The organism is Williamsia sp. Y721, assembly GCF_059683565.1.
Map to the genome: position 1 here is coordinate 749,678 of NZ_JCASNH010000002.1, position 20,197 is coordinate 769,874.

Here is a 20,197-nt window from a genome sequence, read left to right on the forward strand (position 1 = left end):
GGGCTCGGCCTCCGAACGTCTCGGTTTCGGCGTAACCCCCGTGACCGTCGACGCGGCAACGCCTAAAGTCGTGGGCATGACCATCCAGACCCCCGAAGCCAATCGCGACCTGATCAGCGTGGACGTCCCGACACACTGGTACAACCTGGCAGCGGAGTTGCCCGAGCCGATTCCGTCGCATCTGCATCCCGGCACGAAGGAGCCGGTGGGCCCCGACGATCTCGCGCCGTTGTTCCCGTCGGGACTCATCGCGCAGGAGGTGTCGACGGAGACCTACATCGAGATCCCCGAGCCGGTTCGCGAGATCTACAAGATGTGGCGGCCCTCGCCGCTGATCAGGGCCCGGCGTTTCGAGGAGGCGCTGAACACCAAGGCTAGGATCTACGTGAAGTACGAGGGCGTGAGCCCGGTCGGTAGTCACAAGACCAACTCCGCAGTGGCCCAGGCCTATTACAACTCGGTGGACGGCGTCACCCGCCTGACCACCGAAACCGGTGCCGGTCAGTGGGGTAGCGCGTTGGCTTTCGCGGGCGCGCTGTTCGGCATCGACGTCGAGGTGTGGCAGGTCCGGGCCTCCTATGAGTCGAAGCCCTACCGCGGTTACCTCATCGAGACGTACGGCGGGACACTGCATTCGAGCCCATCGGAGCTGACCGAGGCCGGCCGCGCAATCCTGAAGGCGACACCCGATACCACCGGCAGTCTCGGGATGGCGGTCAGTGAGGCAGTCGAGGCGGCGGTGAAGGATCCCGGTGCGCGGTATGCGCTCGGTAGCGTTCTCAATCATGTTGTGCTGCATCAGAGTGTGATCGGGCTCGAAGCCGTCGATCAGCTCGCCCTGGTGGAGTCCGGCGGCGCCGACTACGTCTTCGGTTGTGCCGGTGGTGGTTCCAACCTGGCCGGCCTGGCGTTCCCGTTCATCCGCGAGCAGATCCACGGCCGGTCGAATCCGAAGATCATCGCCGCGGAGCCGTCCGCCTGCCCGTCGATCACCAAGGGTGAATACCGCTACGACCACGGCGATGTCGCGGGTCTGACGCCGCTGCTGAAGATGCATACGCTGGGTATGGACTTCGTGCCCGATCCCATCCATGCCGGCGGCCTGCGCTATCACGGGATGTCACCGGCACTGAGCCACACCGTCGAACTCGGATTCGTCGATGGCATCGCGATCGAGCAGAAGGACGCGTTCGCCGCAGGCGTTCTGTTTGCCCGGACGCAAGGCATCGTGCCCGCACCGGAATCGACCCACGCGATCGCCGCAGCCGTTGACCGCGTGCGTGATTCGGACAGAGAAGAGGTCATCGTCATCGGGCTGAGCGGACACGGCCAACTCGACCTGCCCGCCTACTCGGCGTTCTTGAACGGAACGATGTAGCAATCTGGTGGTCCGCGGGCGGGGCTACCGGGTCGGAACGACCACACCCCGTCCGCGGATCTTGCCTGCGTGGAGTCGTTCGTACGCGACAGGTGCGTCGGCCATGGAGAACTCCTCCACCGCGATCTCGATCGCGCCCCGACGAGCCAGTTCGACGACTTCGATCAGTTCGGGCCTCGTGCCCCAATTGACCACCCGCACCGAGACATCGAAGGGAACGGTGAGGTAGCCGACCGGTACTGCGCCGGTGCTCACGCCGACCATCGCGATCTCGCCGTCAACGGCTATCGATGCCTGCGCGAGGTCGGCGGTGACCTGTGCACCGACGAAATCGAAGGCGGCGTCGACCCCGCGTCCACCGGTGATGTCGCGGATGCGGCCGGCGGCCGCGGCGTCCGATGCGAAGGCGTGGTCGGCTCCGAGTTGCACTGCGTGCTCGATACTCTCGGGGGCGATATCGACCGCGATGATCCTCGCTTGTGTGAGCGCTTTGAGGAGTTGTACACCCACGTGGCCGAGTCCGCCGACACCGATGACGAGCGCTGTGGTGCCCGGTACCAGCTTCGAGATCGTCGGTTTCACAGCGTGATACGGCGTCAATCCGGCATCGGTGAGCGAGACGCTGGAGATGGGATCGAGTTCGCCCAGCGGCACCAGATGACGGCTGTCGTCGACAATCATGTATTCGGCCATTGCGCCAGGCCGGTAGATACCGGGTGCCTTGATGCCGTGAATGCAGTTGTTCTCGCTGCCCTGCGAACACGGATAGCACAGTCCGCAGCCCCAGGGTCCGTAGACGAGTACGGATTGCCCCACTTCGACCCCGGTGGCCCCCGGCCCGAGTGCTTCGACGATTCCGGCGCCCTCATGTCCGAGTGTCAGCGGAAGTGGTTGAAACGCATACTGATCCGCAGGAGTCGACATGATGAACTCATCGGAGTGACAGGCTCCGGCGGCGGTCATCCGCAGGAGTACCTCGCCGGCGCCCGGTAATGGCTTGTCGATCTCGACGACTTCGGGCCGGGCTCCGATTTCACGGTATTGCAAGGCTTGCATGGTCGTAGACCTCTCAGTCGACTTCCTCGCCGATCCACTTGACGAGCAAGTGTTGGATATGCCGGAATCTGACTTCCTGGTACCGGGCCAACAGGCGTTTACCTGGATCTACGCCGACTTCAAGGCCTTGGTGCACCTTCGACATATTGTAGGCGTCTGGTCGCACCATTCGATTGTGTTCGACAAAGGTCAAACGCCAAGAGCCGCACACCTTCGAAAAGGTGTGCGGCTCTTGGTTTGTGTCAGTTGCCGACCGGGTCTGGTGACCTCAGATCAGGCGTCTGCACCGATCCCGATTCTGCTTGTCAGGAATCGGCCCCGATGATGAAGGCTTCGAGCTGCTCGCGCGCGACGTCGTCGGCGAGCTGCTCCGGCGGGCTCTTCATCAGGTAGGCCGAAGCCGGCAGGATCGGTCCACCGATGCCACGGTCCTTGGCGATCTTGGCGGCGCGCACGGCGTCGATGATGATGCCTGCCGAGTTGGGGGAGTCCCAGACCTCGAGCTTGTACTCGAGGCTCAGCGGAACGTCACCGAAGGCGCGGCCTTCGAGGCGGACGTAGGCCCACTTGCGGTCATCGAGCCACGCGACGTGGTCCGAAGGTCCGATGTGGACGTTCTTGTCCTCGATCTTGTTGGCCAGGGCACCGGTCAGGTTGGAGGTCACAGCCTGCGTCTTCGAGACCTTCTTGGACTCCAGGCGCTCACGCTCGAGCATGTTCTTGAAGTCCATGTTGCCGCCGACGTTCAGCTGGTACGTGCGATCGAGCGTGACGCCACGATCTTCGAACAGCTTCGCCATGACGCGGTGGGTGATGGTGGCACCAACCTGGCTCTTGATGTCGTCGCCGACGATCGGAACACCGGCGTCGGTGAACTTCTTGGCCCAGACCGGGTCGCTGGCGATGAAGACGGGCAGTGCGTTGACGAACGCGACGTTGGCGTCGATGCAGCACTGTGCGTAGAACTTGTCGGCCTGTTCGGATCCGACCGGCAGGTACGAGACGAGTACGTCGACCTTGTTGTCCTTGAGGACCTGGACCACGTCGACGCCGTCGCCGTCAGCCTCGGTGATGGTCTCGCGGTAGTACTTGCCGAGTCCGTCCAGGGTGTGCCCGCGCAGGACGTTGACGCCGGTCGGCGGCACGTCAGCGATCTTGATGGTGTTGTTCTCGCTGGAGAAGATGGCGTCCGAGAGGTCGAAGCCGACCTTCTTGGCGTCCACGTCGAACGCGGCGACAAAGTTGACGTCGCGGACGTGGTACTTACCGAACTTCACATGCATGAGGCCGGGAACGTTGGCGTTCTCGTCGGCATCCTTGTAGTACTGCACGCCCTGGACCAGGGATGAGGCGCAGTTTCCCACGCCAACAATCGCCACGCGAATTGAATTGTTGTCACCCATGGTCGGGTTCCCCTTCTTTGTGTGGTGTTACTGAGGTTGTTTCGGGTTCTGCAAAGACCGTTTCCGAAGGCAACGGTCCGGGATTCCTCGACGTCTCAGTCGAATCCTCGGTCCGTTCCGAGCCCTCGGCGGCGATGAGCTCGTTGAGCCAGCGGACTTCTCGTTCGCTCGACTCGAGACTCAACTGATGGAGCTGCTTGGTGTAACGATCGACTGTGCGGTTCGAACGACCGACAGCCTCTCGGAGACCCTCGCGGCGTTCTTCCACTTGCCGGCGCCGACCCTCGAGGATTCGCATGCGAGCCTCGGCGGGAGTCCGGCTGAAGAATGCGAGGTGCACTCCGAAGCCATCGTCGGTGTAGTTCTGCGGGCCGGTGTCTGCGAGCAGTTCGGCGAACCGCTCCCGTCCCTTCGGGGTCAATGCGTAGACGCGACGAGCGCGTCGCTTCAGAGTTCCCGGTGCGCCCGAATCCTCAGCGATCAAACCGTCTGCCTGCATTCGGCGCAGCGACGGGTACAGCGATCCATACGAAAACGCGCGGAATGCGCCGAGCAGGCCGGTGAGCCGCTTGCGCAGCTCGTAGCCGTGCATCGGAGACTCGAGGAGCAAGCCGAGTACTGCGAGTTCGAGCATATTCGGTCACACCTCCATCCGACGTGTTTCAGAAACCTGTAAGCCTGATGCTACACACGTATGTATCGCGCCGATATAACCGGTACCCTAAAGTGTGCTGACCTGCGCAATCGTGTGTGGAACCGGCCTCCGAGCGGGCCGAGACCATCGCGGAAACGGACAAGTTCGGCACGGTCGACGACTATTTCGGACCGCTCGATGAACAGACCGTGGACTGCACTGAAAGTGACATCGCCGGACAACCACGACCGCGTGCTGGTCGGAGCCACGTACTCTTGACGAGTGCCGATGCAGCGACAGGTGGTGGACTACGCGTTACAGCGGAAGTCCCGGCTGGCCGAGGTCTACGCCGGGCGTACCGGTGTGGCCGAGGTCTGCGATGCCAGCCCCTATCTGCTGCGGGCGGCCAAGTTTCATGGGCTGACCAGCTCGGAACGATGCCCGATCTGCCGAAAAGAGCAGGTCACGATCGTTTCGTGGGTGTTCGGCGAGAAACTTGGACAGGTTTCAGGTTCGGCCCGTACAAATGAAGAGATTCAGCGCCTGGCAGCGAGCCAGGAAGAATTTTCGGTACATGTGGTGGAGGTGTGCCGCACGTGCAGCTGGAACCATCTGGTCCAGTCGTACGTGTCGGGATTGCCACCGCGACCGCCCGTACGGCGGACCCGTCGGGTTGCCGGCGGACGGGCATCGAACGACACGACTACCGGTGGATCCGCGAAGGCGGACGCCGATAAAGGCCCAGCAGGAATGGGCACTGAAGGTATGGAGAAGTATCTGTGAGCAACGGCCCTGACGGACCGAATCGATCTGGTTGGACCACCGGCAACGGTGACGCCAGGCAATCTGCGTCCCCCGGTCGGAGTCCGGTGCAGAAGAAGCGCGCGTGGCAGAAAGCCGTCGCGTGGATCCTCGGGCTCGGTGGTGCACTGGTGCCCGGCTTCGCGCTGGTGATGGGGGCAGTGTTCCTTGTCACCTATGCCGATGTGGCGGTGCCCGCCCCTGGTGACATCAAGCAGAGTCAGATCGCGACGGTGGTCGATACCAACGGGGGCGAGATCGCCAGGATCGTGCCGGCCGAGGGCAATCGCACCGATGTCCCCATCGAGGACATCCCGCTGGTGCTCCAGCAGGCCGTCATCGCCGCCGAGGACCGCGAGTTCGAAGAGAACGCGGGTTTCTCGATCAGCGGATACGGCCGTGCCGCGCTCGGCAAGATCACCGGCAACGAGAGTGCAGGCGGTGGGTCGACGATCACCCAGCAGTACGTGAAGAACGTGCTCACCGGCGACGAGGCCAGCTACCAGCGCAAGTTCCGTGAGTTGGCGATCTCCACCAAGATGGCCAACGAGTGGTCCAAGCCCGAGATCATGGCCGCCTACCTCAACACCATCTACTTCGGTCGTGGCGCCTACGGTGTCGCAGCGGCGTCAAAGGCTTACTTCAACAAGGACATCCGTGACATCACGTTGTCCGAGTCGGCAGTGCTCGCCAGCTCGATCCGGTCCCCTTCGTACTACGACCCGGCCACCAATCTCGAAGCAGCGCAGGTCCGCTGGCAGTACGTGCTCGACGGAATGGTCACCACCAAGGCGATCACCAAGGACGAGGCTGCCGCCCAGCAGTACCCGAACGTGGTCGAGCAGCAGGCGCAAACCGGTGATCCGGCCAGCGATGGACCCAACGGGCTCATCAAACGGCAGGTACTCGCCGAATTGGGTGGCCTCGACATCTCCGAAGACGAGATCCGTACCGGCGGCCTGAAGATCAGCACGACCATCGACCCGCAGGTGCAGGCCGCAAACGTCGACGCGGCCAACGGTTCGCTGGACGGTGAACCGAAGGATCTGCGGACCGCGGTGGTATCGGTCGATCCTCGAACCGGCGCTGTGCGGGGCTACTTCGGTGGCAACGACGGCAACGGATTCGACTACGCGCAGGCTGATCTGCAAACGGGTTCGTCGTTCAAGGTCTTCGCGATGGTGGCCGCCCTCGAACAGGGCATCCCGCTGTCGAAGACATACAGTTCGGCGCCGTTCGAGTCCGGCGGTGTCACCATCAACAACTCTGATGGCACGTCCTGCGGTACCTGCAACCTGGCCACCGCGATGAAGATGTCACTCAACACGGTCTTCTATCGGCTGATGATGGACCTCAACGGCGGACCGAGTGCTGTCGCCGATGCCGCCCACCGCGCCGGTATCCCGGAGACCCGGCCCGACGGCACCCCGACTTTGGAGAACCAGGACGGCACCGGCGTCGAAGGCGGTGTGGTGCTGGGACAATACGACTCACGTGTCATCGACATGGCATCGGCGTATGCGACCCTGGCGGCATCGGGGATGTACCACACACCCCACTTCGTGCAGAAGGTCGAGAACTCGCAGGGCGACGTGCTCTTCGAGCGCACCGACGATCAGGGTGAACGCCGACTTCCAGCCGAGGTCGCCGACAACACCACGGCCGCACTCGAACCCGTCGCCGCTTACTCCAACGGCAATGCGCTCGATGGTGGTTCGCGGCCGTCGGCCGCGAAGACCGGCACCACACAGCTCGGTGACACCGGCATGAACAAGGACGCCTGGATGGTCGGCTACACGCCGCAGCTGTCCACCGCGGTCTGGGTCGGCACCGACGCCGGCACCGAGTTGGTGAACTACAACGGCTCCACGATCTACGGTTCGGGACTGCCCGCGCAGATCTGGCGCACAGCCATGAACGCCGCGCTCGACGGCCAGCCGATCGAGGACTTCCCGAAGCCGGCTGCGGTGGGTGGCATTTCGGGCATTCCGTATGAGGCCCCGCCGACGTCCTCGGCGGCCACCTCCACCCGCAGTACGGCTCCGACGACCACGGAGCCGGAGACGACGACGTCTCGGCCGGGTGTGACGTTGGCGCCGGGCATCGTGATCCCGCTGCCCGGTGGCGGTGAGGCCAGTGAAGAAACCGAGACCGAACCCGAACCCGAATCCGAGGCGGAACCCGAGTTGCCGTCTGAAGAGGCCGGGCCGCCCACCAGGAATCCGTAGGCGGGGGTCCGTGGCTACCGACGGGGATCCGGGGGGCTCTGCGGTGCCGACGGAACATCAGGGGCCGGAGCAGGACACACACGCCCAAGACGTGGACCTCGCCGACGCGAAGACGACGGAAGCGTTGAACCTGTTCGATGCACCTGCGGAGCCGGCGACGGATCGCCGTGAGGTGACCACCCGCGAGCTGCCCAGCCGCACCGATCCCATCGTCGCGCCGGGCAGCATGGTGATCGGTGGCCCGATCGGCCTGCACGCGGTTGTCGGCCGGAGCCGAACCTGGACCCCGGTTCGGGTGTTGATGTTGATCGCTCTGGTGTTCCTGGCGCTCGGTTGGTACGCCAAAGCCGGTTGCCTGCAGCAGGCCCCGGACTCCGAGACCGGGGTCATGGGCCTGGACTGGGACAACCACCGGCAATACACCGCAATGTGTTACGCCGACACGATTCCGCTGTACAGCGCCGAGCGACTCGACGAGGGCGCGTTCCCGTACAAGACATCCTGGTATGAGGATGACGGGTCCGGCGGTCAGCAGCAGCGGTTCATGGAGTATCCGGTCCTGACCGGCATGTTCATGTACGCAGCGGCGCAGACCGCGCACGGTTGGGATTGGGCGCACGACAACTGGGGTGTTCCCGGGGCTCTGAATGTGGTCCTGTTCTTCAACCTGGTGGCGCTGGGCTTGGCCCTGTGCTGGTTGGTGACCATCTGGGCGACGGCCCTGACTGCGCAGCGACGGGTGTGGGCTGCGGCGCTGGCCGCGGCATCGCCGCTGGTGATCGTGCACATCTTCACCAATTTCGACGCCATTGCCATCGCCGCGCTTTCGGTTGCGATGCTGGCGTGGTCACGGCGAAACCCTTGGCTCACAGGCATTTTCCTGGGCATCGGCATGTCGGCGAAGCTGTATCCGGCGTTGTTGCTGATCCCGTTGCTGGTGCTGTGTCTGCGCGCGGGCAAAGTGCGCGACTTCCTGGTGACCGCGGCGTTGACCGTGGCGACGTGGCTGTTGATCAATCTGCCGATCATGATCACCCACTTCCGCGGCTGGACCGAGTTCTACCGGTACAACTCGGACCGCGGTACCGACCCCGACACCCTGTTCAATGTCATCTCCGCGATCACCGGCTATCAGTGGGGCAATCAGCCCGGCCAGTCGCCGACTCTGCTCAACGCCATCAGCATGGGCCTGTTCATCCTGGTCTGTCTTGTGGTGGTGTTCATCGGATTCCAGGCCCCGATGCGTCCGCGCCTGGCGCAGTTGATGTTCCTGACGGTGGCCGGGTTCCTGTTGGTGAACAAGGTCTGGAGTCCGCAGTACTCACTGTGGCTGGTGCCGCTGGCGGTGCTGGCTCTGCCGCACACCCGAATCCTGTTGGGCTGGATGCTGATCGACGCTCTGGTGTGGGTGCCCCGGATGATGTGGTACCTGTACAAGGAAACCGATGACGGGCTGCCCGAACAGTGGTTCCTGTCGGCGGTGGTGATCCGCGATATTGCCGTGATCGCCCTCTGCGCGATGGTGATCTGGCAGATCTATCACCCAACCGCAGACCTGGTTCGACGTGGCCGTGGCTGGCGCAGCGTCGTGGTCGACGATCCCGGCGGCGGCGTTCTGGACAACGCGCCGGATCGGATGCCGTGGCCACGCAAGCCGAGCAAAATGGCTGCCCAAGAAAGTGATCCGCCCACCGAAGCGTTCGAGGTTTCGCGGGCTTGACCGCGGCGGCGTCATCCCAGGACGCGTTGCTCCAGAACCTTCTTGGCCGCGGGCCAATCCTCGTCGGTCATCGCGTATTGGGCCGTGGTGCGCCACAACGACGGCCGCGGTCCGTTCGAGCGGGTTTCCTCGGCGGGTCCCGGCAGCGGCCGGTGTTTGCGTAGCAGCCCTTCAAAGGTGGTACCCAGTTTCGCGATCCCGGCCCGCGACTGGGCGTTTCGTTCGTCGGTGTGCCAGACCACCCGGACCGCACCGAGTTCCTCGAAGGCCCGTTGCAGCAGCAGGAGTTTGGCCTCCGGGTTGACCGCTGTGCCCTGGACCGCAGTCGAATACCAGGTGTGGCCGATGGCGAGCGTCCAATTTGCGGGCTCGACGGCGTAGAAACTGGTGGATCCGACGATCCGGTCAGAGTCTTGGCCGATCACAGCGAACGGCACCCGATCGGGGGTGTCGAGCGCGGTCTGGATGTATCGGGTGGCGCTGTCGGTGTCGGTCGGGACCGTCGTCCATCGGTAGGCTTCCGGGCGATCGACGGCCGCATACAGCGCGGCCGCGTCCGACAATGTCAACGGGCGCAGGGTGACCCGGGTTCCGGTCAGGGTGGGTGTCGCGAACCAGCTCATGCCGGAACGGTAGTCTCCGGGACCTTCTCAGGTGAAGTGATTTTCGGCGGCACCCGCAAGGGCGCTCCGACAAAGTGGTAGATCAGGATCAGCAGACACAGCGCATGCGACCAGACACCGAGCTGCACGCCACCCATCACCCACCAGGTCATGTCGTCGCCGCGGGTGAGGATGCCGAACATCCGGAAGATGGTGAGATCGAGTGCGACATCGCCGATCAGATAGAGAACGATGATCCGCCAGTCGACGGCGAGCAACACGAAGAAGGGCAAGATCCACAGTGTGTACTGCGGCGAGTGCACCTTATGGAAGAGCATGAACGCGGCCAGCATTGCCGCGCTGGTCCCGATCCATGGGAAGACGTTGCCGCGCTGCCAGTGCCGGACACCGAACCACACGGCCGCCGCCATCCCGACGATGATCAGCAATGGTGAGGCCACGCCGACGAGCGAGTTGTAGAGACTGTCCGGATCGTTGGGTCCGTCGCCGGTCAGATGTCGAAGGCCCCAGTACCAAATGGAGTTGGTGTCCACGTCGGCCTTGCGCTTGCCCTGGAACGACAGCGAGGCCTTCCAGCCTTCGAAGCCCGCGACCATGAACGGCAACTGGACGGCGACAACCGTCGCGATCGCCACCCCGACCACGCCGCCTGCGCCCTTCCAATCGAGATCGGCCTTGGCTGACTGTTTGGCACCGATCGCCCGGGTCAGCACGAAGATGGCCAGCGGTAAGACAAACAGTCCGGGATAGATCTTGAGACAGAACCCGATCGACAGGACAAACGACGTCCACAAGGCGCTGGTCCGCAGCGACAGCCACGGCAGTCCGGTACGGGGATTGATCCGCGCGCCGAAGATCATGATCGCCACCGCGACCACGGTGGTGGCGACGACCGGCAGCTCCCAGTTGTGGAACGCGTAGAGAATCAGTGCGGGTGTTGCAGCCCACAGCAGCACCCACCAGCGCGCCAGCAGGGCGAGAAGGATGACGATCAGGACACCGAACGGTGCGATGAGCAGAGCCGACTGGAGGAGGAAGTCGGTATCGGTGTGTGCGCCGCTGGCGCCGATGTACATCAGCAGGCCCGACAGCACCGGGTATTCGACAACGCCGCCGTACAGCACGCCGTTCTCGGTGATGCCGCCGTGGATGAACGGGAAGATGTGGTTGTTGATGTCGCGGCCGACCCAGAGGAATTGCAGGTCGGAGTAGCACGGCATGAGGATTTCGCCGGTCCCCACCGGCCAGTGGGCGCTGCGTCCGGACGCGTCAAACGGCGCTCCGCCGCAGGTGGCCTTGCCCAGATAGCCGAGCCACATGAACAGCGAGCTGATCACCAGCGAGATGAGCAGGATCAAAACCAGTTCGCCGCGACCCGAACTCAGGCGCACGCGCCAGGATGGTTTTTCGGGGGTCGTCAGCTCCCATGTTGAAGGGACCGGCGGCGAAGGCATGGGCTACAGGGTAGGAGATGGGGTGCCGCGTTGCCGTTGCCACCCATGGGGGTCGGGAGGATTTCGCTGGTCAGCGTCATCTGGGGTACCCTGGCTCGGTTGCCGACGCAGGCGACCCTCCTGCCACGGAACGTCCGTGGCCTACCTAGTCCATAGGAGGTGATGAGGTCTTATGCGTCATTACGAATTGATGGTCATTCTTGACCCCAACCTGGATGAGCGAACTGTTGCTCCATCGTTGGATACTTTCCTCAATGTGATTCGCCAGGATGGCGGAAATGTTGCAGGCGTCGATGTCTGGGGCAAGCGCCGTCTTGCTTACGAAATCCTCAAGCACACCGAGGGTATCTACGCAGTCGTCGATCTGAACGCGGAACCGGCCACGGTTACCGAGCTCGATCGCCAGCTCAAGCTGAACGAATCGGTGCTCCGCACCAAGGTGATGCGCGTGGACGAAAAGGCCAAGGTGCGACGGGCGAAGATTGCTGCCAAGTTCGCTGCCAAGGCTGCGGCCAAGCCGCCGAAGGTAGCCAAGTAGCTACCTGGTGTTCCAAGAGAACCAAAAGTTCTCCGCGAACGTCCTAGTGCGTGTCGGTGCCGAGTTCTAGGCTCCCCTCAACAAGGGGCTCGCTCGGTGCACATCGACCCCAAACCACTGCGCAACCGCAACTGATCTCGGGAGATACACATGGCTGGCGATACCGTCATCACCGTCGTTGGAAACCTGACAGCCGATCCGGAACTACGGTTCACACCGTCCGGTGCCGCTGTCGCGAACTTCACCGTGGCTTCGACGCCGCGGACGTTTGACCGGCAGACCAATGACTGGAAAGACGGCGAAGCGCTGTTCATGCGGTGCAACATTTGGCGCGATGCCGCGGAAAATGTTGCCGAGTCTCTCACCAAGGGTTCGCGGGTGATCGTGTCCGGCCGGCTCAAGCAGCGGTCGTACGAAACCCGTGAGGGTGAGAAGCGAACGATAGTGGAACTAGAGGTCGACGAGATCGGTCCCTCACTTCGCTACGCCACCGCAAAGGTCAATCGGGCCTCGCGCGGCGGCGGCACAGGCGGAGGTGGCGGCAACTTCGGGTCCGGCGGCAGCGGCGGCGGTGGAAACCGTGGCAGTGGCGGCGGAGGTAACTCGAGTGCAGCTGCATCGAACGACGATCCGTGGGGCAGTGCTCCCGCGAGCGGATCGTTTGGTGGCGGGGACGACGAACCACCGTTCTGACGAACATTTCCAGACACCCATCGGGATGAAACCCGAGCCGTCTGAACATTTTTTGGAGTAAGTACACATGGCTGGAAAAGCTAAAGGCGGACGGAAGGTCCGTGGCGCAGAAAAGGTTGTCAAGGCCAAGGCCTGCACCTTCTGCAAAGAGAAGAACCTACTGATCGACTACAAGGACACCGCGCTGCTGCGTCGTTTCCTGTCGGACCGTGGCAAGATCCGCTCGCGTCGGGTCACCGGTAACTGCGTCCAGCATCAGCGTGACGTGGCCATCGCGGTGAAGAACTCGCGTGAAGTTGCCTTGCTGCCCTTCACTTCGACCTCTCGATAAGCGGAAAGGACCAAGAATATGAAACTGATCCTCACCGCAGAGGTTGAGAACCTGGGCGTCCCCGGCGACACCGTCGAGGTCAAGGATGGCTACGGCCGTAACTTCCTGCTCCCGCGTGGACTGGCGATCGCTGCCACCAAGGGTGCAGAGAAGCAGGTCGAAGGCATCCGTCGTTCACGGGCTGCCCGCGAAGTTCGTGGCGTCGAGCACGCCAACGAGATCAAGCAGGCCATCGAAGGGCTTTCCGAGGTCAAGCTGGGCGTCAAGACCCACGACTCCGGCAAGCTGTTCGGTTCGGTGACCGCCAACGATGTTGTCGGCGCCATCAAGACCGCTGGTGGACCGTCGCTCGACAAGCGGACCATCGCACTGCCCAAGGGGCACATCAAGGCCACCGGTAAGTACCCGGTTGTGGTCAGCCTTCACAACGACATCGTTGCGAAGTTCGACCTGACCGTGGCTGCTGCCGAGTAGTCAGCTTCTGTCTACGACAAACCCCCGGCCCTTTGGGTCGGGGGTTTGTCGTATCTCCGGGTATTGCGACTACGGGATCAGACGGTGCAGAGCGGCCGGATCTCGTTCGAGCCACCGGTGGTCGGTGAGGTCAGGATCAGGCAGGCGTTATAGCCGTCGTCCTCGGCGACCTTACGGATCTGCTTCCAGCCGTCGGCGCTGATGTTCGGTTCCCGGGACAAGACGAAGGCCGACGTGCGCGACGGGTTGCCGACAAACGCCCACGAGTAGTCGTCGGCGATATGGGAGACAACGTAGTTGGTGGGTCCGCTCTTCGACTCCTGCGTCGGCACACCGGGGAAGCTGACATGCAGCTGCGCGCCGGTGACGGGATCGTTGACGCGGGCGTTGCCGACGATCCGGTTGTCGCCGCCGGTCCAGGTGATGCAGGTGTTCTCGACCCGGATGTTCGATGCGTCGATCAGTTGGTAGTTGGCCTTGGTGTCGCGGGCACAGATGAGGTTGAACGGCTGTGGGAGTGCGGCGACCTGATTCCAGGTGCCGAGGTAGCGGGCGGTGTCGAGTTTGGCCACGGGCTTCAACGGCGGCGGCACGGAGCTGATGTCTGCGGAGGCCGGTGCGGCGAGGGCGAGGGCAAATCCCACTGCCAGGGCGCCTGCCACGAGTTGAGTGATGCGACGAGTCGAGAACGTCATGGTTGTCGTCTCCTACTTCGGTTGCGGTTCTGACACAGGTTGTGGACGCGCTTGTGTATCCACATTGCCGGGCCACCAGATTCGAGGCCCGATCAGACTGAAGAGCGCCGGGATGACCACCGTGCGCACGAGGAAGGTATCGAGCAGGATGCCGATGCCGACGATGATGCCGAGCTGGGTGAGTGTGATCAGCGGGAGGATGCCCAGCACGCAGAACACGGCTGCCAAAACGATTCCGGCACTGGTGATCACGGCACCGGTGGAGGCCACCGCGCGGATGATGGCGTCGCGGGTCCCGTGCCCGGGGGTCTCCTCGCGGGCTCGGATCACCAGGAACATCGTGTAGTCGATGCCGAGTGCGACCAGGAAGAGGAACGAGTACAGCGGCACGTTGTCGTCCAGGGCGGGGAAGCCGAAGACGTGCTCACTGATGAGACTGCCCAGACCGATCGCGGCGACGGTGCTCAGGACCGTGGTGGCCACCAGGACCACCGGCGCCACGAGGGCTCGCAGGAACACGATGAGGATGACGAACACCACGGCGAGGATCAGCGGAATGATCAGGAAGCGGTCATCTTCCGCGGCATTGCGGGTGTCGAGTGCCTGGGCATCGGAGCCGCCGACCAGCGCATCGGAGTCCGGGACGTCAGCGGTGGCCGAACGTAGATCGTCGATGATGTCGAAGGCCTGCTGGGATGCCGGTGCGGCATCGATCACCACCGACCACTTGGTCCATCCGGTCTCGGACCGGCCGTCCTCGGACGCCGACACCACACCGTCGGTGGCATCGAGAACACCCTGGATCTGTTGCGCAGTAGCGGTTTTCGCCACGACTGTCGTCGGGTCGGCCTCGCCTGCCGGAAAGTGTTGCGCGAGTGCGTCGAATCCTTCGACAGAGTCGGCACTCACCCGGAACTGCTCGGTCTGCGACAGACCGATCTGGGCGCCGGCCAGACCCAGTGAGCAGGCGATGAGCACGGTCAGGGCGACCGCCAACACCTTTATCGGGTGGCGGGAGACGCCGCCTGCGATCCGGAACCACAGACCACCCTCGGTCGGAATCGGGTCGCCGACCTTGGGGATGAATGGCCAGAACAGCCGAGTTCCGCAGAGCGCCAACAGCGGTGGCAGTACCAGGAGCGCGAAGAGAACAGCGACCACCAGGCCTGCAGCGGCCAGGGCGCCGAGGCTGCGGGTGCTCGGCAGGGTGGCGAGCAGCAGGGTCAACAACGCCAACACAACGGTGGCGTTGGATGCCAGGATCGCCGGGCCCGCGTGACGGACGGCGTGGTGCAGGGCCACCCGGTGATCGGGTTCGGTGCGGAGTTCTTCGCGGTACCGAGATATCAACAGCAGGGCGTAGTTGGTACCGGCACCGAAGACGAGCACGCTGGTGATCCCGGCGGTGGATCCGTCGAACGACAGGCCGGTGAGTTCGGCCAAGCCGGTGCCGATCGAGTTGGCCACACGGTCGGCGAAGGCGACGACGATCAGCGGTATCAGCCACAGGATCGGTGAGCGATAGGTGGCGATGAGCAGTATCGCGACCACCAACGCGGTCACGGCCAGCAGGGTGATGTTTGCGCCTGAGAAGGCGTTGGCGGTGTCGGCACCGAAGGCCGGGCCGCCGGTGACATAGGTCTTGAGGTCGGCAGGCAGGCCGTTGTCGGCCGCACTGCGGAGTTCATCGACGAGGTCGGTGAGTTTGAAGCCGCTCAAGTCGGTGTTGACCGGGACGATGGAGATCGCGGCCATCCCGTCGGGTGAGGTGATCACCGGCGGACCGGCCGGGGTATCGGCAGGTACGGAACGGTCGATGGCGAGCATGCGCTGGTGTGCAGCCGCCACAGCTTGCTGATCGGCGGGGGTGAGGGGTGCGCCGTCCGAGCGCACTGTCACCAGGACCGCGGGCGCCACATTGGAGTCGGGGAACTCTTCGAGGAGATCTTTGACCTGCGCCGAATCGGCTGAGGTCGGCAGCGACGTCGGCGCCTCTTCGGCCGAATCGTTACCGCCGATCAAACCCATCGCGCCACCGGCAAGGATCAACACGACCAGCGCGACCAACCACGACCGGCGACCGGTCACGAGGGCAGCGAAGTGGTCCCAGCGGGTGCCAGAATGGATGGACTTGTCGATAATCGCCATTGCAAAACCGTCTCATATGTTCAACTATTGAGCAACTAAAGTATCTCGTGTCGAGATGCTTTGACCGGAAGAAGGAACTTGTGTCCGAGCAACCGCCATCTGAGGATCCGCGTGCTGCGCTGGAAACTCAGATGTCCTCTGACCTGCGGCTGCTCAACGCCGAATCGGACCGGATCACCAGGGTTTTCGCCGGGCAGAACGATCTCAGCGCCAACGACTTCCGGGCATTGCTGCACGTGATGGTCGCCGACGCTGACGGTGAGCCGCTGACCGCCGGGGCGCTGGGCAAGCGGATGCAGGTGTCCGGGGGCGCGGTGACGCACCTCGTCGAGAGAATGATCGCGACCCAACACATCCGGCGGGCACCGCATGAAAGCGATCGACGGAAAGTGATGCTGCACTACGACGATCACGGCATGTCCGTCGCACGGGAGTTCTTTGCGCCACTCGGCCGGCACATGCGGGACGCGTTCGCGGAGTTGCCCGACGCCGATCTCGAGGCCGCACATCGGGTCTTCGCGGCGATGGTCGCTGCCATGGAGGCCTATCAAGATGACCTCGAAGATCCGAAATAGGCTGGTGCGCTCGCTATTTGAGAAAATATTGTCAGCGTTGGTCTGCCGGTAGGAAGCGCGGATCGGAGTTCTTGTCATGGCGAGTGTCACCTGCCGGGTAGACGAACTTGAACCAGGTCTGCGTGACCGTGAACGCGCGGGGACCTGCGACGCAGGTGACACCGACAGGGCTCACGGCGCAGGTTGATCCCTCGACGGTGATCGACTGGCCGATGTCGAGGAGTGGCGCGCGGAACCCGCCGGTTGGCGTGGTTCGGTAACTGGTGTCGGCCGGGACCCAGTAGGGGCCTTCTTGCCCGCCGGAGATGGCCACCCCGACATTCCCCGGGGGTGCGGTTCGCGGATGTCCGCTGCAGCCGTTGAATCCGTAGCCCGGGCCCATCGCACACGTGCGACCGCTGGGGGTGACAAAGAAGGTGCGCCCGTTGTCGTTGTAGTCGGGGGATCGGTACGGCGATGGATCGATCGCTGCGTAGCCGGAGAGGTCCGGCACTTGGTGATAGTCGGAAGATGGGGCGGCCGATGCCGTCGAACCCGTTGTCAGTAGTACCGCTGTCGCGGCGCCTGCGATGATTGCTCCCAGTATTTTCCGCACGAGCGCCTCCCCTTGAATGAACCCCGACACCTCATTCCACCACTATTGGGCTGGTCACGTGGCCAGGTTCGGCGGCAAGCAAAAACGATCGTGAAGATCACTTTTGATAGGACGCAAAACCTGTCGGGTGTTTGCACCACAGTGGCTTCCGCTTCATCTGTGATTCATCGTGAGCTAAACCGAACACGCCCGAAATCGGACATCTCGGGACACGCCGCGAGAACGCTATCCACAGTAACTAAAAGTATTGAACAGCCCCTGAGCTGCGATGATCGCAAATCCGATCTCAGTTATCCACAAGTTCCACACAGGGCGCTAACAAGATGTGGCGGATGGTGCACAGCTGGCTAACAGGCTGATCCACAGGTGCATTTGGCCGGATCCGCACCAGCCCTTAGTGTCTGCCGGAGTGTGTCGAATCGAGTCGGCTTCGGCATGGCAGATCCGGGATGTCGGAGCGGCCTGCGAGACTTGAACCGAACAAACTAGCGAAGGGGTGGCATCTTGGCCGTCGTTGATGACCGCGGATATGCTCAACCTCAGGATCAGGCGCCACCGACCGAAGATTTTGGTCGTCAACCCCCGCAGGACATGGCTGCGGAACAGTCCGTTCTGGGCGGAATGATGCTCTCGAAGGACGCCATTGCCGATGTCCTCGAGAAGCTGCGCCCGGGTGATTTCTACAAGCCTGCGCATCAGGCCGTGTACGACGCGATCCTCGACCTGTACGGCAAAGGTGAGCCGGCCGACGCGGTGACCGTGGCCGGCCAGCTGGACCGAATGGGTGAACTACGTCGAGTGGGCGGTGCGCCGTACCTGCACACGCTGATCTCCACGGTTCCGACCGCCGCCAATGCCGGCTATTACGCCGAGATCGTCGCCGAGAAGTCGATCCTGCGCCGACTCGTCGAGGCAGGCACACGCATCGTGCAGTTCGGTTATGCCGGCTCCGATGGCCAGGATGTCGCCGAAGTGGTCGACCGTGCGCAGGCCGAGATCTACGAGGTGACCGAGCGCCGCACCACCGAAGACTATGTCCCGTTGGAAGAGTTGCTGCAGCCGACGATGGACGAGATCGACTCCATCGCGTCGGCAGGCGGAATGTCGAAGGGCGTGCCGACCGGGTTCCACGATCTCGACGAGCTGACCAATGGGCTTCATCCCGGCCAGATGATCATCGTCGCGGCACGACCCGGTGTCGGTAAATCAACGCTCGCCATGGACTTCTTGCGGTCGTGCTCGATCAAGCACGGCATGGCCAGTGCCATGTTCTCCCTGGAAATGAGCAAAACCGAGATCGTGATGCGGTTGCTCTCCGCCGAAGCGAAGATCAAGCTCGGCGACATGCGCGCCGGCCGGATGAGTGACGACGACTGGACGCGGCTGGCTCGCCGGATGGGTGAAATCTCCGAGGCGCCCCTGTTCATCGACGACTCGCCCAACCTGACGATGATGGAAATCCGCGCCAAGGCAAGGCGGATGAAGCAGAAGCACGATCTCAAGCTTGTGGTCATCGACTACATGCAGCTGATGTCGTCGGGTAAGAAAGTCGAATCCCGCCAGCAGGAAGTTTCCGAATTCTCCCGAAGCATCAAGCTTTTGGCGAAGGAGATCGAAGTTCCGGTGGTCGCGATCAGCCAGCTGAACCGTGGTCCTGAGCAACGTACCGACAAGCGGCCGCAGGTTTCCGACCTTCGTGAATCGGGATCGCTGGAGCAGGACGCCGACATGGTCATCCTGCTGCACCGGCCCGACGCCTTTGAACGCGACGATCCACGTGCCGGTGAAGCGGATATCATTGTGGGCAAACACCGTAACGGTCCGACGGCCACAATCACCGTCGCTCACCAGCTGCACCTCAGCAAGTTCGTGGATATGGCGCGCGGCTGATTGTTGCCGCCATCGGGAAGTGTTGAGACCGAATAACGCAAACTGGTAAATGTTGAGACTGTGGGCCGGTGTCAAGTCGATTGTTGAGACTAGTGCAGGCGTGTCGCGCAGGGTGTGTCGCGTTAGTAGACCCCGCTGGACCGGATCTGATTGAAGCGAATCGTCAACGCCGTCTCCCTCACAGCGACTCATACGATGGTGCATTCGGCGGGACGGCTGGCCTCTAGCGATGAGGGTGCGCTGTCGCTCCGGTGATGATCAGCTTGTCGAGTTGCGACCGTCGGCAGGAATTTGGCCGGCAATCCGCACGGTGTGTTCCTGCCGTACTTGCCGATACTGCCGCGGACCTGACTCCAGCATCGGTGTTGGATAACGGCTGCGGCGAAGGCAGGGAAGCACTCTGGCCCGCAGGTGGGGGATGGGCGGTCACAGCCGTCGATGTCTCCGCCACGGTGCTCGAACGCGCCCGCACCCAAGCTGCCGAACGTGGCCTGACCGCAAACGTGACCTTCGAGAAATGTGATGTTGCACAGTCTTTTCCGGAAGGACCTTTCGATCTGGTGTCCGCCCAGTACTTCTACACCACGATCGACATCCCGAGAGAACGGGTCCTTCGCAGAGCAGCAGCGACCGTCGCACTGCACGGAGTGCTAGTGATCGTCGATCATGCCCCGACTGCCCCTGGTCATGGAACCAAGACCGCGACATTCATTCCCCGACAGCGCAAGACACTCTGACAGAGCTCGCCCTCGTCGACGATCACCGGCAGCCGGTTCGCGTCGAAGCAGCACAGCGAGTCGCATCAGGACCTAGCGGGCAGACGGCGGCCACCGTAACTGACAACATCATTGCGCTCCGCCGTAGCGATCGTCAGAACTTCAGTCTCACAATCGATTTCTGAAAATACCGAAAGGAAGTGAAGCGGTCGCCGCCCGCGGCGGCGTGGCATGGTTTCGCGATG

17 protein-coding genes and 2 pseudogenes are annotated in these 20,197 nt (G+C 63.1%); 11 read left to right on the forward strand and 8 right to left on the reverse strand.

Annotated features, from left to right (window positions below):
• Positions 1-76 precede the first annotated feature (76 nt).
• Complete coding sequence (locus tag AC56PL_RS12245; RefSeq protein ID WP_497153980.1) at positions 77-1,378, forward strand: TrpB-like pyridoxal phosphate-dependent enzyme; 1,302 nt, start codon at positions 77-79, stop codon at positions 1,376-1,378.
• A gap of 24 nt (positions 1,379-1,402) precedes the next feature.
• On the opposite strand, the gene AC56PL_RS12250 is transcribed toward AC56PL_RS12245, so the two are convergent.
• The 3 genes from AC56PL_RS12250 to AC56PL_RS12260 form a co-directional block, all read right to left on the reverse strand.
• Positions 1,403-2,434, reverse strand: a complete 1,032-nt coding sequence (locus tag AC56PL_RS12250) for an alcohol dehydrogenase catalytic domain-containing protein (protein ID WP_497153981.1) — start codon at positions 2,432-2,434, stop codon at positions 1,403-1,405.
• Between the two features lie 305 nt (positions 2,435-2,739).
• Entirely contained in the window at positions 2,740-3,837 is a 1,098-nt protein-coding gene (locus AC56PL_RS12255; RefSeq protein ID WP_495513951.1) for an inositol-3-phosphate synthase, read from the reverse strand.
• Entirely contained in the window at positions 3,830-4,471 is a 642-nt protein-coding gene (locus AC56PL_RS12260; RefSeq protein WP_495513952.1) for a helix-turn-helix transcriptional regulator, read from the reverse strand. The genes AC56PL_RS12255 and AC56PL_RS12260 overlap by 8 nt, the downstream gene beginning before the upstream one ends.
• 288 nt (positions 4,472-4,759) lie before the next feature.
• Between AC56PL_RS12260 and AC56PL_RS12265 the strand changes: the two are divergent.
• The 3 genes and pseudogenes from AC56PL_RS12265 to AC56PL_RS12275 form a co-directional block, all read left to right on the forward strand.
• Positions 4,760-5,149 (forward strand): annotated as a pseudogene (locus tag AC56PL_RS12265) (DUF5318 family protein); the annotation flags it as partial.
• Between the two features lie 101 nt (positions 5,150-5,250).
• A complete protein-coding gene (locus AC56PL_RS12270) occupies positions 5,251-7,500 on the forward strand; it encodes a transglycosylase domain-containing protein (RefSeq protein WP_497153982.1) in 2,250 nt (749 codons plus the stop codon).
• A gap of 91 nt (positions 7,501-7,591) precedes the next feature.
• Positions 7,592-9,220, forward strand: coding sequence for a glycosyltransferase family 87 protein (locus AC56PL_RS12275; protein WP_497154298.1), 1,629 nt, complete (start codon positions 7,592-7,594; stop codon positions 9,218-9,220).
• 11 nt (positions 9,221-9,231) lie between these two features.
• On the opposite strand, the gene AC56PL_RS12280 is transcribed toward AC56PL_RS12275, so the two are convergent.
• Positions 9,232-9,843 (reverse strand): GNAT family N-acetyltransferase, encoded by a 612-nt coding sequence (locus AC56PL_RS12280; RefSeq protein ID WP_497153983.1) that lies wholly within the window; start codon positions 9,841-9,843, stop codon positions 9,232-9,234.
• Positions 9,840-11,297: a hypothetical protein gene (locus tag AC56PL_RS12285; protein ID WP_495513955.1), complete on the reverse strand. Its 1,458-nt coding sequence runs from the start codon at positions 11,295-11,297 to the stop codon at positions 9,840-9,842. Before AC56PL_RS12285 ends, AC56PL_RS12280 begins: the two co-directional genes overlap by 4 nt.
• 172 nt (positions 11,298-11,469) lie before the next feature.
• On the opposite strand from AC56PL_RS12285, the pseudogene rpsF reads away from it, so the two are divergent.
• The 4 genes and pseudogenes from rpsF to rplI form a co-directional block, all read left to right on the forward strand.
• Positions 11,470-11,745 (forward strand): annotated as a pseudogene (gene rpsF, locus AC56PL_RS12290) (30S ribosomal protein S6); the annotation flags it as partial.
• A 240-nt stretch (positions 11,746-11,985) separates the two neighbouring features.
• Positions 11,986-12,528 carry a single-stranded DNA-binding protein gene (locus AC56PL_RS12295; protein WP_495513956.1) on the forward strand — a complete coding sequence of 181 codons (543 nt, stop codon included), beginning with the start codon at positions 11,986-11,988 and terminating at the stop codon, positions 12,526-12,528.
• Between the two features lie 67 nt (positions 12,529-12,595).
• Positions 12,596-12,859 (forward strand): 30S ribosomal protein S18, encoded by a 264-nt coding sequence (gene rpsR / locus AC56PL_RS12300; RefSeq protein WP_020106984.1) that lies wholly within the window; start codon positions 12,596-12,598, stop codon positions 12,857-12,859.
• Between the two features lie 18 nt (positions 12,860-12,877).
• Positions 12,878-13,333: a 50S ribosomal protein L9 gene (gene rplI / locus AC56PL_RS12305; protein ID WP_495513957.1), complete on the forward strand. Its 456-nt coding sequence runs from the start codon at positions 12,878-12,880 to the stop codon at positions 13,331-13,333.
• Positions 13,334-13,410: 77 nt separating this feature from the next.
• Here rplI and AC56PL_RS12310 read toward each other — a convergent pair whose 3' ends face one another.
• On the reverse strand, positions 13,411-14,028 hold the full coding sequence (locus tag AC56PL_RS12310) for a lipocalin family protein (RefSeq protein ID WP_497153984.1): 618 nt from the start codon (positions 14,026-14,028) through the stop codon (positions 13,411-13,413).
• Between the two features lie 12 nt (positions 14,029-14,040).
• Positions 14,041-16,176 carry an MMPL family transporter gene (locus tag AC56PL_RS12315; RefSeq protein WP_497153985.1) on the reverse strand — a complete coding sequence of 712 codons (2,136 nt, stop codon included), beginning with the start codon at positions 16,174-16,176 and terminating at the stop codon, positions 14,041-14,043.
• A gap of 131 nt (positions 16,177-16,307) precedes the next feature.
• On the opposite strand from AC56PL_RS12315, the gene AC56PL_RS12320 reads away from it, so the two are divergent.
• Positions 16,308-16,751, forward strand: coding sequence for a MarR family transcriptional regulator (locus tag AC56PL_RS12320; protein WP_495513960.1), 444 nt, complete (start codon positions 16,308-16,310; stop codon positions 16,749-16,751).
• Positions 16,752-16,782: 31 nt separating this feature from the next.
• On the opposite strand, the gene AC56PL_RS12325 is transcribed toward AC56PL_RS12320, so the two are convergent.
• The gene (locus AC56PL_RS12325) at positions 16,783-17,346 is read right to left on the reverse strand and encodes a hypothetical protein (RefSeq protein ID WP_497153986.1); all 564 of its coding nucleotides are present in this window, start codon (positions 17,344-17,346) and stop codon (positions 16,783-16,785) included.
• Positions 17,347-17,850: 504 nt separating this feature from the next.
• On the opposite strand from AC56PL_RS12325, the gene dnaB reads away from it, so the two are divergent.
• Positions 17,851-19,236, forward strand: coding sequence for a replicative DNA helicase (gene dnaB / locus AC56PL_RS12330; RefSeq protein WP_495513962.1), 1,386 nt, complete (start codon positions 17,851-17,853; stop codon positions 19,234-19,236).
• Positions 19,237-19,490: 254 nt separating this feature from the next.
• Complete coding sequence (locus AC56PL_RS12335; RefSeq protein ID WP_497154299.1) at positions 19,491-19,973, forward strand: class I SAM-dependent methyltransferase; 483 nt, start codon at positions 19,491-19,493, stop codon at positions 19,971-19,973.
• Positions 19,974-20,197: the final 224 nt, after the last annotated feature.